Source organism: Variovorax boronicumulans NBRC 103145 (assembly GCF_001591345.1).
GTDB lineage: Bacteria > Pseudomonadota > Gammaproteobacteria > Burkholderiales > Burkholderiaceae_C > Variovorax > Variovorax boronicumulans.
On the sequence record NZ_BCUS01000134.1, the window covers coordinates 1 to 15,600 of the forward strand.

The 15,600-nt window shown below is 69.7% G+C and carries 19 protein-coding genes and 2 pseudogenes; 13 read left to right on the forward strand and 8 right to left on the reverse strand.

Features of this window, described 5'->3' with window-relative positions:
• The 8 genes and pseudogenes from VBO01S_RS26920 to VBO01S_RS32565 all read left to right on the forward strand — a co-directional run.
• Positions 1–789, forward strand: a pseudogene (locus VBO01S_RS26920) (helix-turn-helix domain-containing protein); the annotation flags it as partial.
• Between the two features lie 48 nt (positions 790–837).
• The gene (locus VBO01S_RS26925; RefSeq protein WP_082818306.1) at positions 838–1,539 is read left to right on the forward strand and encodes a Vgb family protein; all 702 of its coding nucleotides are present in this window, start codon (positions 838–840) and stop codon (positions 1,537–1,539) included.
• Between the two features lie 26 nt (positions 1,540–1,565).
• On the forward strand, positions 1,566–2,324 hold the full coding sequence (locus VBO01S_RS26930) for a DUF899 domain-containing protein (protein ID WP_062481163.1): 759 nt from the start codon (positions 1,566–1,568) through the stop codon (positions 2,322–2,324).
• A gap of 37 nt (positions 2,325–2,361) precedes the next feature.
• Positions 2,362–2,931: a hypothetical protein gene (locus VBO01S_RS26935; RefSeq protein WP_062481136.1), complete on the forward strand. Its 570-nt coding sequence runs from the start codon at positions 2,362–2,364 to the stop codon at positions 2,929–2,931.
• Between the two features lie 104 nt (positions 2,932–3,035).
• A complete protein-coding gene (locus VBO01S_RS26940; protein WP_062481138.1) occupies positions 3,036–4,106 on the forward strand; it encodes a putative FMN-dependent luciferase-like monooxygenase in 1,071 nt (356 codons plus the stop codon).
• A 14-nt stretch (positions 4,107–4,120) separates the two neighbouring features.
• On the forward strand, positions 4,121–4,744 hold the full coding sequence (locus VBO01S_RS26945) for a CMD domain protein (RefSeq protein ID WP_062481140.1): 624 nt from the start codon (positions 4,121–4,123) through the stop codon (positions 4,742–4,744).
• A gap of 7 nt (positions 4,745–4,751) precedes the next feature.
• Positions 4,752–5,363 carry an alkylhydroperoxidase domain protein gene (locus VBO01S_RS26950; protein WP_370681911.1) on the forward strand — a complete coding sequence of 204 codons (612 nt, stop codon included), beginning with the start codon at positions 4,752–4,754 and terminating at the stop codon, positions 5,361–5,363.
• A 94-nt stretch (positions 5,364–5,457) separates the two neighbouring features.
• Positions 5,458–5,712, forward strand: coding sequence for a hypothetical protein (locus tag VBO01S_RS32565; RefSeq protein ID WP_139705358.1), 255 nt, complete (start codon positions 5,458–5,460; stop codon positions 5,710–5,712).
• Positions 5,713–5,803: 91 nt separating this feature from the next.
• Here the strand turns inward: VBO01S_RS32565 and VBO01S_RS26955 are convergent, their stop codons facing one another.
• From VBO01S_RS26955 to VBO01S_RS26965, 3 genes are all read right to left on the reverse strand, one after another.
• On the reverse strand, positions 5,804–6,538 hold the full coding sequence (locus VBO01S_RS26955) for an AP2 domain-containing protein (RefSeq protein WP_235926606.1): 735 nt from the start codon (positions 6,536–6,538) through the stop codon (positions 5,804–5,806).
• Between the two features lie 46 nt (positions 6,539–6,584).
• Entirely contained in the window at positions 6,585–7,295 is a 711-nt protein-coding gene (locus tag VBO01S_RS26960; protein ID WP_062481144.1) for a Crp/Fnr family transcriptional regulator, read from the reverse strand.
• A gap of 158 nt (positions 7,296–7,453) precedes the next feature.
• The gene (locus VBO01S_RS26965; RefSeq protein WP_255221212.1) at positions 7,454–8,107 is read right to left on the reverse strand and encodes a hypothetical protein; all 654 of its coding nucleotides are present in this window, start codon (positions 8,105–8,107) and stop codon (positions 7,454–7,456) included.
• A 26-nt stretch (positions 8,108–8,133) separates the two neighbouring features.
• Here VBO01S_RS26965 and VBO01S_RS33090 point away from each other — a divergent pair, with 26 nt between their 5' ends.
• The 3 genes from VBO01S_RS33090 (at position 8,134) to VBO01S_RS26975 (ending at position 10,484) form a co-directional block, all read left to right on the forward strand.
• Entirely contained in the window at positions 8,134–8,379 is a 246-nt protein-coding gene (locus VBO01S_RS33090; protein WP_218005421.1) for a hypothetical protein, read from the forward strand.
• A 110-nt stretch (positions 8,380–8,489) separates the two neighbouring features.
• Positions 8,490–9,515 (forward strand): AraC family transcriptional regulator, encoded by a 1,026-nt coding sequence (locus VBO01S_RS26970; protein ID WP_062481146.1) that lies wholly within the window; start codon positions 8,490–8,492, stop codon positions 9,513–9,515.
• A gap of 291 nt (positions 9,516–9,806) precedes the next feature.
• A complete protein-coding gene (locus VBO01S_RS26975; RefSeq protein ID WP_082818308.1) occupies positions 9,807–10,484 on the forward strand; it encodes a winged helix-turn-helix transcriptional regulator in 678 nt (225 codons plus the stop codon).
• A 119-nt stretch (positions 10,485–10,603) separates the two neighbouring features.
• Here the strand turns inward: VBO01S_RS26975 and VBO01S_RS26980 are convergent, their stop codons facing one another.
• A complete protein-coding gene (locus VBO01S_RS26980; RefSeq protein ID WP_062481150.1) occupies positions 10,604–10,969 on the reverse strand; it encodes a c-type cytochrome in 366 nt (121 codons plus the stop codon).
• Between the two features lie 173 nt (positions 10,970–11,142).
• On the opposite strand from VBO01S_RS26980, the gene VBO01S_RS26985 reads away from it, so the two are divergent.
• A complete protein-coding gene (locus VBO01S_RS26985) occupies positions 11,143–11,823 on the forward strand; it encodes a hypothetical protein (RefSeq protein ID WP_062481152.1) in 681 nt (226 codons plus the stop codon).
• A gap of 16 nt (positions 11,824–11,839) precedes the next feature.
• Here the strand turns inward: VBO01S_RS26985 and VBO01S_RS26990 are convergent, their stop codons facing one another.
• The 4 genes from VBO01S_RS26990 to VBO01S_RS27005 are packed head-to-tail and all read right to left on the reverse strand — an operon-like array spanning position 11,840 to position 15,301.
• The gene (locus tag VBO01S_RS26990) at positions 11,840–12,646 is read right to left on the reverse strand and encodes a polyphosphate kinase 2 family protein (protein WP_062481155.1); all 807 of its coding nucleotides are present in this window, start codon (positions 12,644–12,646) and stop codon (positions 11,840–11,842) included.
• A 48-nt stretch (positions 12,647–12,694) separates the two neighbouring features.
• On the reverse strand, positions 12,695–13,162 hold the full coding sequence (locus VBO01S_RS26995; protein ID WP_062481157.1) for an RNA-binding S4 domain-containing protein: 468 nt from the start codon (positions 13,160–13,162) through the stop codon (positions 12,695–12,697).
• A gap of 19 nt (positions 13,163–13,181) precedes the next feature.
• On the reverse strand, positions 13,182–14,600 hold the full coding sequence (locus tag VBO01S_RS27000; RefSeq protein WP_174543702.1) for a sensor histidine kinase: 1,419 nt from the start codon (positions 14,598–14,600) through the stop codon (positions 13,182–13,184).
• 20 nt (positions 14,601–14,620) lie between these two features.
• On the reverse strand, positions 14,621–15,301 hold the full coding sequence (locus VBO01S_RS27005) for a response regulator transcription factor (RefSeq protein WP_062481159.1): 681 nt from the start codon (positions 15,299–15,301) through the stop codon (positions 14,621–14,623).
• A gap of 133 nt (positions 15,302–15,434) precedes the next feature.
• On the opposite strand from VBO01S_RS27005, the pseudogene VBO01S_RS32570 reads away from it, so the two are divergent.
• A pseudogene (locus VBO01S_RS32570) lies at positions 15,435–15,600 on the forward strand (tripartite tricarboxylate transporter substrate binding protein); the annotation flags it as partial.

The window sequence follows — 15,600 nt, forward strand, 5'->3', positions numbered from 1 at the left end:
TCGGCGGTGGCCGAACTGGCGTCGGCCGAGTTGGCCTTGCGTTCGCTGCGCACCGGCACGGCACGGGCAGCGCTCACCCGCGCGCATGACGCGGCCTGGCGTGCGCGCGTGCCGGCGCTGCTGGCCGAAGTGGCGGAGGCGCGCGCCGCGCTCGAACGTCCCGCCGCCCGGCGCATCGCTTCCGGCGGTGAACAGGCCCTGCGCCTCGAGGAGGTCGAGGCGCTGCTCGCGTCCGATGCGCTCGTCGTCGATGCCTGCCGCCGTGGCGTCGGAGGCGGCGACACCTGGCGTTCGCTCGCACGCCGGCCCGTGCTGTTCTCGCTGGCGCGTGCGCTGGCCGCGGCCTGGCCCGGCGATGTCGACCGCGACACGCTGATCGCCGACGCCTTCCGCACCCGCGACCCCGACGAAACGCACCGCGCGCGGCTGCGCGTCGAGATCGGCCGGCTGCGCGCGCTCGTCAAGCCGATGGCGCGCATCGAGGCCACGCCGCAGGGCTTCATCCTCCAACCTCTGGGTGCGCGTCCGGTCGTGGTGCTGGCACCGCCCATCGACGGCGAGCAGGCTTCGCTGGTGGCGCTGCTGTCCGACGGCGCGGCCTGGTCGACCTCGGCGCTCGCGCTGGCCCTGGGTGCGAGCCAACGCACGGTGCAGCGCGCGCTGGCCGAGCTCGAGGCGCAGCGGCGCGTGCGTGCCATCGGGCAGGCCAGGGCGCGCCGCTGGCTGGCCCCGCCGCTGGCGGGATTCACGACGATCTTGTTACTCCCCGCCGCGCTGCCGATTGAATAGAGTCGGGCTCATGCGCTACCCCCTGTGGCGCACCTACAGGAGCCCACTATGAGCAGTAGCAGCAACAGCAGTCAGAGCAAGAAGGCAGGCAAGGACCGTTTCGAAGGCGCCGTGCAGGCCGCGCAGATCGTGCGCGAGTACGGCCCGTTCGAAGGCGTGGAGCGCATCCACGGCGTGACGCACGACGGCCACCAGGTGTGGGCCGCCACCGGCGGGCAACTGGTCGCCTTCGACCCCGCGAGCGGCGAAGCCACGCGCCGCATCGACGTCGCCTGCGACGCCGGCACCGCCTTCGACGGCACCTGCTTCTATCAGATCGTCGAGGCGCGCATCGACAAGATCGACGCCGCCACCGGCAAGGTGCTGGCCTCGATTCCCGCGCCCGGCAACGGCTCCGACTCGGGCCTCACCTGGGCCGAAGGCAGCCTCTGGGTGGGCGAGTACCGCGACCGCAAGATCCACCAGATCGACCCGGCGACCGGCGCGATCCGCCGCACCATCGAGTCGAACCGCTTCGTCACCGGCGTGACCTGGGTCGACGGCGAACTCTGGCACGGCACCTGGGAAGGCGACCAGAGCGACATCCGCCGCATCGACCCCGCCAGCGGCGACGTGATCGCGCGGCTGGAAATGCCCAGCGGCGTCGGCGTGAGCGGCCTGGAGTCCGACGGCGCAGGGCTCTTCTACGCCGGCGATGGCCGGGCCAGCAAGGTCCGCGCGGTGCGGCGCCCGAAGACCGCCACGGCGTGAACGACACGCAAGCCAAGGAGCACACCATGAACACCCCAGTGAATCACCCCGTCGTGACCCCCGAGCACTGGATCGATGCGCGCAAGTCGCTGCTGGCGCGCGAGAAGGAGCTGACCCAGCTGCGCGACCGCATCGCCGAGGAGCGCCGCGCGCTGCCGTGGACCCGCGTCGAGAAGGCCTACGTCTTCGACACGCCCCAGGGCCGTCGCCCGCTCGCCGACCTGTTCGAAGGCCGCCGCCAGCTGCTCGTGCAGCACTTCATGTTCGGCCCCGACTGGGAGCAGGGCTGCCAGAGCTGCTCGTTCATGGCCGACCATTCCGACGGCATGCGCGTGCACCTCGAACACCGCGACGTCACGCTGGTGGCCGTCTCGCGCGCGCCGCTGGCCCGCATCGAGGCTTTCCGCCGGCGCATGGGCTGGCAGTTCGCCTGGGTCTCGTCGCACGACAACGACTTCAACCACGACTTCGGTGTGAGCTTCACGCCCGACGAAATGGCCAGCGGCGCCGTTGCCTACAACTACGTGAAGCAACCGTTCCCGAGTGAGGAAGCGCCCGGCGTCAGCGTGTTCTTCAAGGACGACGCCGGCGACGTGTTCCACACCTACTCGACCTACGGCCGCGGCGTGGAAGTGATGATGGGCACCTACAACATGCTCGACCTCGTGCCCAAGGGCCGCGACGAGCACAACCCGTCTTACGCGATGGACTGGATTCGTCACCACGACCGCTACGAGCCCGCGCCCGTTGCGGCGGCGGGTGGTTGCTGCCACGCGCAGTCGTAAAGAAACGCGCGACCTGGCGTGTCAATCGGTCCGCACCATGGCAAGCCTCTGGCCCTGGCTGGCGGTGGCGGGAATGGGCGTCCTGCACGGCCTGAACCCCACCACCGGCTGGATGTTCGCCGCCGCCTGGGGCCTGCGTTCGCACGACCGGGCGCAGGCGCTGCGGGCGCTGTGGCCGATCGGCGTCGGGCACGTCGCCTCGGTGGCGCTCGTGGTCGTTGCGGTGGCTTTCGGCCTGTCGATGGACCGGGGCCTGCTGCAGTGGCTGGCCGGCGGGTTGTTCGCGGGGGTCGCACTTGTTCACCTGTCGGGGCGCCTGCCCGCCGTGGCGCGTGCGCCGGCGGGGCATGCGGGGCTGGCGCTGTGGTCTTTCATGATGTCCACCGCGCATGGTGCCGGGCTGATGCTGGTGCCGGCGCTGATCCCGCTGTGCATGGGCGATGCGGCGAAGGGCGCGATGAGTGGTTCGCTCGTGCCGGCGTTCGCGGCCGTCGCGCTCCACACGGCGGCGATGCTGGCCACCACCGGGCTGATGGCCGTCGGCGTTGGGGCGGGCGTGGGCTGGCTGCGGCGCTTCACACGGCGATCACCTGCGATGCCGCACTGAACGCGCGATGCGCGCAAAGCGCATAAGCAAACGCGAAAACCGGCGTTCCATTCGAGCGGCCTGCGGCGCAACACTCGAAGGCTCTCGACCCCACAGGCCTTCGGATGCCCGGTACCTTCACTTCCCCGCGCAAGCGGCTCGGCTTCTTCAGCCGGCTGCTCGACGATGTCCCCGCCGCCGAGCGCTACCGCCTCGTCACCGCGCAGATCGCCCATGCCGAGGCTTTCGGCTTCGATTCCGCGTGGGTGGCGCAGCACCATTTCCATGAACACGAGGGCGGCCTGCCGTCGCCCTTCGTCTTCCTTGCCCACGTGGCCTCGCGCACGCGGCGCATCCGCCTGGGCACGGGCATCGTCACGCTGCCGCTGGAGAACGCGGTGCGAACGGCCGAAGACGCGATCGTGCTGGACCTGCTTTCGGGCGGCCGGATCGAAGTGGGCGTCGGCACGGGCGGCACGCCGGCGTCCTTCGCGGCCTTCGGGCTGGACAGCGACGACCGCGCAGCGCTGTTCGAGCGGCAGCTCGCCACGGTGCGCGAGGCCTGGGCCGGCCGGCCGCTGCCCGGCGGCGACACGCTGTACCCGGCGGGTGCGCAACTGCTCGGCCGGCTCTGGCAGGCCACGTTCTCGGTGAGCGGCGGCACGCGCGCGGGCACGGCCGGCGACGGGCTGATGCTCTCGCGCACGCAGCCACGCACGGCGCAGGCGCCCGATGCATCGCTGGCCGACCTGCAGGACCCGATCATCGACGCCTACCTGGCCGCGTTGCCGCCGGGGCGCACGCCGCGCATCGTGGGTTCGCGCAGCGTGTTCGTGGCGGACACCCGCAAGGAGGCGCTGCGCCTGGCCGAGACCGGGCTGCGCCGCGCGGTGGTGCAGGCCGCCGCCACGGGGCAGATCGGCCTGGCCGACCGCGTCCGCGCCGATGCACCGCTCGAGCAGCTGATCGCCGCGTACGACGTGCATGTCGGCGCGCCCGACGACGTGATCGCCTCGCTGCGCGCCGACCGCACGCTCGCGCGCGTGACCGACCTCGTGTGCCAGGTGCATTCGGTCGATCCGCCGCACGCGGCCATCCTGCGTTCCATCGAACTGACCGCCACGGTCGTCGCACCGGCCCTGGGCTGGGCGCGCGACACGGGTGTGCCGGACCTTCAATCGCTTGCGCTTCTCTAGGCTGTTTTCTCTCCATGAATGCCGTTGTTTCTTCTTCTCCCGTTCCCGAGGCTGTCGACGTGATCGACCAGTTGGTGGGCATCGCGCCCGGCAGTGCGCTCGACCGCTTGCGCGCGCAGCGCGAGCAGGCGCGCACGCAGGCGCAGCAGAGCTATCTCGCGCTGTTCGCGCCGGCCGAGCCCGTGGCCGGTCACTTCGAGATCGCAGATCGTTTCGCCGTCGCGGCCTTCGTCGCCGGATTGCACGGGCAGCCCGACGTGGCGCGCTTCTATGCCGAGGCCTTGGCGGGGCAGGGCGTAGCAAAGGCCGTCGAGGCCGAGGTTGCACGCGGTGCCACGCAAGGGCCGTATGGCCGCTATCCGGAAGGTCCGCTGAGCGTGGAGGACGCGGCCGGCCCGGTCTACGCCGTCGATGCGGCGCAGCGCGCGGTGCTGGGCGAACGGCTGTCGGCCGGCCTCGCGCATGCGCACCTGCTCGTCTTCCACCCGCGCGACGCCAGCCCAGCCGCGCTGCAGGCGCTGCTCGACGCGGGATGGCGCACTACGGAGATCGTCACGCTGTCGCAACTGGTGGCGTTCCTCGCGTTCCAGATCCGCGTCGTCATCGGCCTGCGCGCGCTGGCCATTCCTTCTGCATGAGCGCCCCATGAGCACCGAATCGACCCTGACCCATCCCCACAACACGCATCCGCGCAGCTTCACGCAGGCGCAGCTCGAATGGCTGCCCTGGCTCGAACCGCTGCCCGAGGACGAACTGACCGAGCGCCACTACGCGGGCCTCGTCGACGCCTCGCGCGCCAAGTCGCCGTACTTCCGCCTGCTGGCGCGCGACCCGGACATCCTCGGCGCGCGCACCCGCACCGACAAGGACATCTTCTACAACCCCGAGGCCGGCCTGCCGCGCGCGGAGCGCGAACTCTCGGCCGCTGCGGCCTCGCGCTTCAACGGCTGCATCTACTGCGCGTCGGTGCACGCGCGCTTCGCCTCGCACTTCTCGCAGCGCACGGACGACGTGCAGCGCCTGCTCGACGAGGGCGTGCAGGCCGACCTGGGCGCGCGCTGGAATGCGATCGTGCAGGCGTCGGTCGCGCTGTCGGCCACGCCGTCGACCTTCGGGCCCGCGCACGTCGACGCCTTGCGCGCGCAGGGGCTGGACGACCTGGCGATTGCCGACGTCGTGCACGGCGCGGCCTTCTTCAACTGGGCCAACCGGTTGATGCTGTCGCTGGGCGAGCCGCAGGAGCCTGCTGCCGCCTAGGCGCGGATCACCGCGCGCAGATTTGTTGCGGCGGCAAGTGAGCGGGATCACAGTCGGGCGTGCGGCGTGCCCGTGGGGCGGCACGATGACCCGCATGCACACCGACGCTCCTGGGTACGCAACGACACGCCACGGCCGCGCGCCCGGCCCGGCCTTCGGCAATCCTTTCGTCCGCTGCCGATGCGGACTGGCCGGGCTGGAACGCATCCACCGGCGGTCGTGGATGAAGTTCCTGCCCGGCCTGCGCTTCTATCGCTGCAGCAGTTGCGGCAAGCCGCAACTGGCGCCGAAGCGCGCGGTGCGCGACGCGGTCATCGCGCACAGGAGCGAGCAACAGAACCAGCGTTAGCTGGTGTGGTGTCCCGCAAATAACTGGGCATGAAATCGCGCTTTTCACGCCAGGGCGGCGTTGCAAATCCTCGCCAGGACGCTGCTGGCGCTCAGGCGTCGTCGTCCGACGTCTTCGCCTGCAACTGCTGCTGGCGTTCGGCGATGGCCATGTCGCGGGCCACGTCATGGCCGAGCGTGCGCACCGAGAACGACTTGCTCACACTGCCCTTGCCCGCCGTGTAGGTGATCGCCACCCAGTACCCCGGATGGCCCGCGCGCGGCGTCTTGAACTGCACGCCGCTGACGCCGCTCGTGTTGTTGCGTCGCACGATCTCCGACTTCGAGCGCTTGGGCGGCAGCGCCGCTTCGTCGTCGGGCGGCGGGCGCCGGCGGATGGCTTCTTCGGCGGGGTGCAGCCGCGCGAGGCCGACCATGCGGCCGAGTTGGCGTTGCCGCTCGCCGATGGCATGCGCGCGGGCCGCGGGGCCCCAGTCGGCGAGGTCGAATTCGGCGCGCAGGATTTCCTCGTTCCCGAGGTAGGTCTTGGCCAGCCAGGCCACCGGCTTGCCTTGCGCGGACAGGCGGCTGAAGACGCCGGGCTCGCCCGTCTTGTTGTTGCTGCGCAGGGTCTGCGCGCGGTCCTTGCGCGCGACCGGCGGATGCTCCTTCACGATGGTGTCGCGCCAGGCCTGGGCGCATCGCAGCGCCTGCTGGGGGCCGCCGTAGCTGGCGTGGCCGAAGAGGCGCGCGTAGCGCACGCCGTTTCGCACGAGCGACACCTCGAAGCCCCAGGGGCGGGGCGAAATGCCATACATGTCGACGGGGTTCGGAATTCCTTTGGGCATCGTCGGTGCTGTCCTTGTTGCAGTCAGGGCCGATGAAGGCGGCGTGTCATGGCGCTTCGGGGCTGTCGCCGTTCCAGGCACAGAGCTCGTCGGAGAGCTCGTGGGCGTCCGGCGGCAGGTTGCCGAAATCGGTCGAGGCGAAGGTCGGCGGCACGTGCACGCCCTGGTCGTCGCGGCGCACCAGCCCGCGGCTTTCCATGTCGCGCATGGTCTTGTTGACGACCTCGCGCGAGAGCCCCGAGTACGACGCGATCACCGCCTGCGTGATGCGCTTGTCGTAGCCGCCTGTGGCGGCCGGCGCCAGCTGCGTCAGCTCGTGCAGCACGCGGCTCACCAGGCTTTCGGACGACAGCGACGAGATGCGGCGCAGCTGCCCGCGCACCATGGCGACGCGCTTCATCGCGATCTCCAGCAGGCCCATGGTCACCTCGGGGTACAGCGCGCACAGCCGGCGCACCGCGGCCACCGGCAGGTGGTAGACCGACGAGGGCAGGGCGGCCACCAGCGTCGAGGTGGCCTGGTAGCTGTTCTCGCCCAGCGAGGGGCCGAGGAAGAAATCGCCCCGGCGGATGAAATCGGTCGTCACGTCCCTGTCGACCGCGCGCAGCAGGCCCGTGGCCACGCAGTAGATGCGGTCGGTGTGCGTGTCCGCCTGCAGCACGATCTCGTTGCGCCGGTAGGAATGCAGCGCGCTGCTGCGAATCAAGGCGGCGCGCTCGTCGGGCGGCACGCTGGCGATCAGGGGATGGAGATACATGGCCAAGGGGGTTGCGAGACCATCGGCGGTTCGTTCTCATGGGCGAATCCACGGGCGGCGGTCAAGGAACAGGACGGTGCGGCGCCCCCGGGGCGACTCGCCATCGGGCGCCCCTTCGCCGGGCCGGGCTGCGACGGGCTGAAGACGGCAAGGCCATCTCAGCCGGGCTGGAGCTGCGCGAACAGCGTGTCGATCCGGGCCCGTTCCTCGGCGCCTCGCAGACAGCGCTCGCGCAGCCACAGGGCATCTCCCTGCCGCGCGATGCGCAGGTCGTACACGTGCTCGATGTCGTCCACCACGACGTCGCTCGCAGGCCGCCCCCTGGGCGTGGGCGCGGGATGCGGTTGTGCGGCCCACAGTGCCAGTTCGATCTCGGCCGGGCTCATCGGACCGCTGTCGCGCAGGGCGATCCAGTCGGCATGCAGCTGCGGCTGCGCGGCGATGCCCTTCACGAGGATCGGCTCCCGCCCGAGCGCGGCCAGCAGGTCGTCCAGCCGCGCGTGGCGGGTTCGCAGCAGAAAGCAGTCGTCGCGCAGGCAGCTCAGGTCGGTGTCGCCCGACGGCGGGAAGGCCGCGAAGAGCCGGCGCCGGATCTCGCGGCTCACGCCCGCCGCCACCTCCGGGCCGTCGGAGTCGGCCAGTTGCGCCAGATTGGCGATGAAGACCAGCGCACACACCCGGTCCGCCGGCGGCGGGGGAGAAGAGGGCCGCACCACTTCGGCGTCGCGGCGCAGCGCTGGCAGGCAGGACGCCAGCGCTGCGCGCCATCGCGTGCCGAAAGGTTCGAGTTCCGTGAAAAACAAGGCAGCCATTTCATCCCCAGTAGAGAGAGTTCCGGTTGACGTTCGATCCGAAGGAATGCTACGAATCGCGCCCTTCTTTGACATTCGCTTTCGCGGCGCGGATGTGTCGCGAGTCACATCCGGATGCAATTGCCCGCCGCGAGCGCCGGCCGAAGGGCGAAGCGGGCCCGACCGACATGCCGACCGGCGATCGGCAAGGCCTGGAACCGTGGCTTGCGCCGGTCGGCGCGGTGCGTCATCCCCCCGAACACCCGGGCTGTTATCTCTGTTATCGTTTGTAAAAATTATCCGAGGTCCACGCGGACCTGTCAGGAAAAAATCGGGAGTTCCCGTTGGTGACCCGCGGCTTCTGGCGTGGCGCCGGCTGCATGGAGGAAGAGGGGCGTGCCGCATGTCCGACACCGACAGTCGCATCCAGCGCTTTCACACCGGCATGGTGTCGCGCAAAGACGGGTTCGCCTTCTGGGCCGACGAGATCGGCCCGCACGTGGGGCGGCTGGACAGCCCCGAGCGCAGCCACTTCCAGCAGGAACTCACCATCGTCGACACGGCCGGGATGGCCTTCATGCGGGTGCACGGCAGCGGCGCGACCATCGAGCGCACGGGCCCGAGCCAGCTCATGGGCGCCGAGGTCTATCCCTATCACCTGCTGATCAAGCTCGACGGCGGCCTGGCCATCAGCGAGCAGCGCCAGCGCATCGAACTGGCTGCGGGCGACATGGTCCTGATCGACTCTTGGCAGCCGCTGCGCCTGCGCTCGACCGAGGCCACCAACTCATGGACGCTGGGCCTGTCGGAAGCGGTGGTGAACCGCTGGCTGCCGCATGCGGACCAGTCCACTGACCTGCGGCTGGCCGGCGCCAAGGGCTGGGCCGGGATGCTGTCGGGCTACCTGCGGGCGCTGGACGTCGAGCACCTGTGCAGCATCCAGAGCCCCGCGCAGCGCCAGCTGCTCGGTGAGCACCTGATGTCGATGCTGTCGTTCTCGCTGGAGCAGAACGGGCTGAGGGCGCAGCCGGGCGCGCTGGGCGAGCGCGTGTCGCCGCGCGACGGCGACCTGCACGCCCGCATGCGGGCCTGGATTCGCGAGCACCACGCCGACACCGAGATCGACGCGCAGAAGCTGGCCGCCAGCTTCAACGTGTCGGTGCGCTACGTGCACAAGGTGTTCGCCAAGGCCGCGCGCGGCATGACCTTTCTCGAAACCCTGCAGAACGACCGGCTCGAGGCCGCGGCCCGCATGCTGCGCAGCCCCGAGGGGGCGCGCAGGTTCGTCGCCCAGGTCGCCTACGACTGCGGCTTTGCAGACCCGGCCTACTTCGGCCTCGTCTTCCGCAAGAAGTACGGCTGCACGCCGCGCACCTTTGCCCTGCAGCAGGGGCAGGCCGCGGCAGACGGCACGTTGCTCGTCAGCTGACCGGCGCGCCGCCGGCCCGGCCGCCCTGGCCGGTGGATGGGTGCATGGCGTGGCCGCCGTGCCCGATCCTCATATTTCTGTTCTCTTCATTCATACCTGTGAACTTTATTTGGGAATAGATTCACTTCCCAAGGAATTGCGCCGGTCGCAAATGCATTCGTAAAAAAATGCGTCTGCCTTCAACAATTCAGAGCAATTTATTCCTGAAGGGTTGAATGATGAAAGTCGATTTCCCCGCCAACGGGGCAAAAATAGAAGTTTGTGACGCCACGGTGTGCAAGGTAATTTTCAATGTTTGAGCAAAACTCCCCGCACATTGCAGTGTTGGACCCCTCTCCCCGAACGCGGTGGCACGCCAGTCGTGCCGTCAAGATGCTGGGTTATACGCCCGTCGCATTTGCGCATGTCGACGAATTGATTTCGCAGGTGGCACCCGGCGGTAATTTCGAAGCGCTGCTGCTTTCAATTCCCTCGGCGCCCGACGATGTGCAAAAACTCGTGGGCCAGGTGCGTGAAACGCTGCGTTATCACACGCCATTGATCATGAGCGCGCGCAAGCGGCAGATCCGCGGGTTGTCGCTGTTGCATGCCGGCCCCGACGACGCCGTGCTGCCGGAGCCGTCGACCTTCGAGGAGATGTACTTCATGCTCGAATTCTTCCTGCGCCAGCGCAATCGGCCGGTGGTGCCGCGCAGCCTCGACTGGCAGGAATTCAGCCTGTTGTCGCCGTTCGACATGGTCGACGTGGCCGGCACCGAGATTCGCCTGACGCCGATCGAATTCGACCTCGCGGCCGAATTCTTCCGCCACATGAACCGGCCGCTGGACCGGGAGCACCTGGAAATGATCGGCTGGCAAAGCGGTGTGGCCGCCGGTTCGCGCACGCTGGACGCCAACGTGTCGAAGCTGCGCCGCAAGCTCGGGTTGTATGTCGACCAGCCGCACGGCCTGTCGTTGCACGCGGTGTAGGGCATGGGCTATCAATTGAGCCAGCTGGGCAAGCGCGAGGCGCCCGGCACCTGGACGTTCCCGGCGGATTTCCGGGTGGCGTCGGCCGCGCCGTCGCAGCTGTCGACCTGAGCGGCGATTCAGCGCGCGGGTGGCTGCTGCTGTTGCGGTTGCGCCAGCACCCAGCGCGCGAGCACCTGCGCATCGGCCTCCGACACCAGCGACTGGCGCGGCATGATCACGCGGCCCCAGGTGCCGACGCTGCCGTTGCGGATCTTGTCGGCCAGGCGCGCTGGCGCGGCCGCATCGTTGCGGTAGCGCTCGGCGATCTGCGCGAAGCCCGGCCCGACCTGCTTGTGCACCAGGCCATGGCAGGCCATGCAGGCGTTCTTGCGGGCCAGGTCGACAGCGGAAAGTTGCGGCTGCTGGGCTGCGGCACCGAAGGATGCGGCAGTGAGTGCGATCGAGAGAAAGTGGGGAGCGGAAAGCCGGGGAATACAGGGCATGGAGGGGAAACCGGGGAGGGGTGAAAACTGTACCTTGCCCTGTCGCAGACCCCGGATCGCCGCCCGAATGCCCCGTCTGGAGGTCGTCTCTCATTCGCGACAAGTCGATTCAAGAGTAACTATATGTATGGTTAAATCCCTCGCAACTACCGCGAAGAGGACGAGGGATTCCCATGAAGCTGCCGCTCAGCATTGCATTGGCCACCGTGGTTCTGGCCGGATGCGCCAGCGCACCGCCGCCCGGGCCCGGCCAGGGCACCGGCATGTCGTACGTGCCGATGGTGGCCATGGAAGGCGTGGACAAGGTGCGCTACGACAGCGACGTGGCCGACTGCCGCACCGCCGCCACCCGCATCACCGCGCGCAGCGAATCGGGTGACGCCATGTGGGCCGCGCTGGGCCTGGGCCTGATCACGGTGCACGGCCAGGGCATCGTCGCCGCGGCCTCGTACACCGGCATCAGCGCCGCCGTCATCGACTGGAACACCCGCCCCAGCAGCGCGCTGATCGCCGAGCACCAGCAGATCGCCATCGTCCATTGCATGGCCAAGCGCGGCTACCGCAACCTCGACCCGAACGTGCAGGACACGTTCTACGGCAACACCTTCAACCCGGTGCTGGCGCTCAAGCCGCGCCGCACGGGCATCGACACCTACAACGTCGAGCGCCTGGCCAAGGCCGGCCGCTGCAACGTGCAGCCGCGCGCCGAGCTGACGGCCAAGGGCCCGGGCTACGAGAGCTACAGCGTGCCGTGCACCACCGGCGTGGCCTGGGCCGTGCGCTGCGAGTTCGGCAACTGCCGCGTGCTGGCGCAGACGCCGATGCGCCCGACGGCGCCCGTGCGCCGCTCCTGAGCCGGCCCCTCCGGGCTCACTTCACGACCATGCCCTTGAGCGCCGGGTCGGGCGGCGGGGGCTTGAGCTTCATCTCGCGCAGCGTCTTCACGAGCAGCTGCGCGATCATCATGTTGCGGTGCCGCTTGCTGTTGGCCGGGATCACGTGCCACGGCGCGTGGTCGCTCGAGGTGGCGGCCAGCGCGTTCTGATAGGCCTTCTGGTAGTCGGCCCACTTGGTGCGCACCTCGAGATCGCCCATGCTGAACTTCCATTGCTTGCCGGGCGTGTCGATGCGGGCCTGCAGCCGTTCGCGCTGCTCGTCCTTGTCGATGTGCAGCATGCACTTGACGACGACGGTGCCGGTCTCGGTGAGCAGCCGCTCGAAGTCGTTGATCTGCGCGTAGCGGCGGCGGGCTTCGTCGGCGTCGATCCAGCCTTCGACCACGGGCACGAGCACGTCCTCGTAGTGGCTGCGGTTCCACACCATGATTTCGCCGGTGCGTGGCACGGCGGCGTGGCAGCGCCAGAGGTAGTCGTGCGCGCGTTCGTCCTCGCTGGGCGCCTTGAAGGCCGTCACCCGCACGCCCAGCGGCGAGGTGCGCGAGAACACCCAGCGCACCGTGCCGTCCTTGCCGCTGGTGTCCATGCCCTGCAGCACCAGCAGCACCTTGCGCCGGCCTTCGGCGTGCAGCACGTCCTGCAGTTCGTCGAGCTCGACGGCCAGTGTGTCGAGCTCGGCGCGCTGGGCCGACTCGTCGCCCGTGAGAAAGGGCGAGTCGTCAGGGTCGATGCGCGAGAGCTTGAACTTGCTGCCGACGCGGTACTTCTTGAACTTGGACATCTGCGGGCGCTCCGTCAAAAAAGAAACGAAGCCCGCAGGGTACGCGAATCAGCGTTGCGGGCGACCGCGTGGAGGCGGGTGGTCGTCGTCGCCGTTGCTCTCGTCGATCGACGCGCTCCAGCGGTTGTCCCACTCGGCCTGGTGGCGCACGCCGTCGATCTCGCGCCGGTCGCGCTTGGTCGGGCGGCCCTGCTCGATGGCCAGGGCCGGCTCGCTGCCCATGCGGCGCTGCTCGCGGAAGGCGGCCTGCGCCGCCAGGCTTTCGGGCGTTTCCTCGTACAGCTGCTGGGCCACGGGCGCCGGGCCGCGCTGGCCGCTGAGGCCGCGCACGGTCACGGTCCGCGTGAGCGGGCCCAGGCGCATGGCGACGGTGTCGCCGGCCTTGACCTCGCGCGAGGCCTTGGCGACCTCGCCGTTCACCTGGATGCGGTTCTTGCCGATTTCGTCCGCGGCCAGCGAGCGGGTCTTGAAGAAGCGGGCGGCCCAGAGCCACTTGTCGATGCGCAGACGGTCCATGAAGGTCGGAAAAGAAAGGTCAGCCATTGTGGCGCGACAGCGGCAGCCGCACCACGGCGTCGAGCCCGGTCACGCGATCGGCGCCGCCGGGGTTGGGTACCGTGCGGTTGTCGAGGCTGATGCGTCCACCCAGGGCCAGAACGATCTCGCGGCAGATCGCCAAGCCCAGGCCCGAGCCGCTCGCGGTGTTGCCCGCCGAGAACGGCGCGAACAGGCGCTGGCGCAGCTCGGCGGAAATGCCCGGGCCGTCGTCGCGCACGGTGAGCACGGCCTCGTCGCCCTCCGCGTGCACGCGCACCGAGAGCGGCGCGCCCGCGGGGCTGTGCTTGATGGCGTTGTGCAGCAGGTTGCGCGTGAGCTCCTGCAGCATCCACTGGTGCGCGCGCACGGTCACGGCGTCGTCGGCGGCCAGTTCGAAATCGAGCGCCTTGTCGGCCACCAGCGGCGACAGGTCGAGCGCGATGTGGCGCACCACGTCGCCCAGGTCGAGCAGCGCCGACTCGGGCTGCTGGCGCAGCTGCTCCACCTTGGCCAGCGACAGCATCTGGTTGGCCAGCGTGGTGGCGCGCTCGACGGTCTGGCTGATTTCGACCAGCGCCTGCTCGGGTGCCACGTCGCCGCGGCGCGCCGACTGCACCTGCGCCTTCAGCACCGCGAGCGGCGTGCGCAGCTGGTGGGCGCTGTCGCGCACGAAGCGCTTCTGGTGATCGAGCAGCCGCTGCAGCCGGCCCATGACCTCGGTGGTGGCGTCGATCAGCGGGCGCAGCTCGGCCGGGGCGCCGGGCGCGTCGATGGGCGAGAGGTCGTCTTCCGGGCGCCGCTCGATGGCTTCGCCGAGTTCGCGCACCGGCCGCGTGGCGCGCTGCACCACGACCACGGTGACCAGCGCGATCACGCCCATCAGCAGCAGCTGGCGCCAGAGCATGTCGAGCAGCAGCTTGCGCACCAGCGTCTCGCGCAACTCCAATGTTTCGGCCACCTGCACCACGGCCATGCCGCGGCCGCGCGCGCTGGCCACCGGCTGCAGCATCACGGCGACACGCACCGGCTGGCCGCGGAACTCGGCGTCGTAGAAATCGACCAGCGCCGCGTACGCCCCGCGGTCGGGGATGCGCCCGCGCCAGAAGGGCAGCTCGGCGAAACCCGAGACCATCTCGCCGTCGAGCGCCGACACGCGGTAGAACAGCCGGCTGCGGTTGTCGGCCTCGAAAGCCTCGAGCGCGGAGTAGGGCACGATCGCGCGCAGTCGCGCCATGTCGTCGTAGCCTTCCACGTCGAGCTGCTCGCCGATGGTCTTGGCCGAGGCCAGCAGCGTGCGGTCGTAGGCGGTGGTGGCGGCCGCCAGGCTCTGGCGGTACAGGCTCACGCTGTTGATCACGACGAACACGGCCACCGGCACCAGGATGCCGAGCAGGAGCCGCGCGCGCAGGGACGACATCGTGCGCCGCAGGGCCGCCCTCAAGTCTCGGCCCGCAAGAGATAGCCCAGGCCGCGCATCGTCATCAGCACGGTGCCGGTGCCCACCAGCTTCTTGCGCAGGCGGTACACGACCACCTCGATGGCCTCGTACTGCACCTCGGATTCGCCCGGGAACACCAGCTCGAACAGGCGCTCCTTGGTGACCGCGTGGCCGGGTTTCATCATCAGCGCCTTGAGCAGCGCGAGCTCGCGCGGCGTGAGCTCGAGCAGTTCCGAGCGGTGGTAGACCGCGCCGTTGTCGGGCTCGAAGCGCAGGCTGCCGACCTCCAGCGGGTTCAGCGTGGGGTCGGGCCCCGCGCTCAGGCTGCGCCGGCGCAGCGCGCGGATGCGGGCCTCGAGCTCGTCCAGGTCGAAGGGCTTGGGCAGGTAGTCGTCCGCGCCGGCGTTCAGGCCCATGATGCGGTCGCCCACCGTGCCGCGCGCGGTCAGCAGCAGCACCGGCGTGCGCAGGCCCTCGGCGCGCGCCTGGGCCAGCACCTGCAGGCCGTCCACGTGCGGCAGGCTCAGGTCGAGCGCGACCACGTCGGGCTCGACGGCGCGCCACTGCGCGATCGCCTGCGCGCCGTCGCCGCAGATGCGCACGTCGATGCGGCGCCGCCCGAGGGTGCGCTGCAGGGTGATTTGCATCGAGGGGTCGTCTTCGACGAGCAGCAGCTTCATACGGGCAGGGGGTCGGTACTTCGGTGTTTTCCCCAGTCTGGTGGACAGCCAACTGACAGCGGGGCGGCGCATGATAGCGGCTCAGGTCCAAGTCAGGTTCCATCCGTTCCCAAGTTCTCAGGAGACACCAACGATGCGTCGCGATACCTTTTTGAAGTCCCTGGCCGCACTGGCCGCTGCCGGCGCCTTGCCGCTGTCGGCGCGCGCTGCCGCCAACGTCAAGATGATGATCCCGGCCAACCCGGGTGGCGGCTGGGACACCACCGGCCGCGCGCTGGGCAAGGCCCTGACCGACGCAA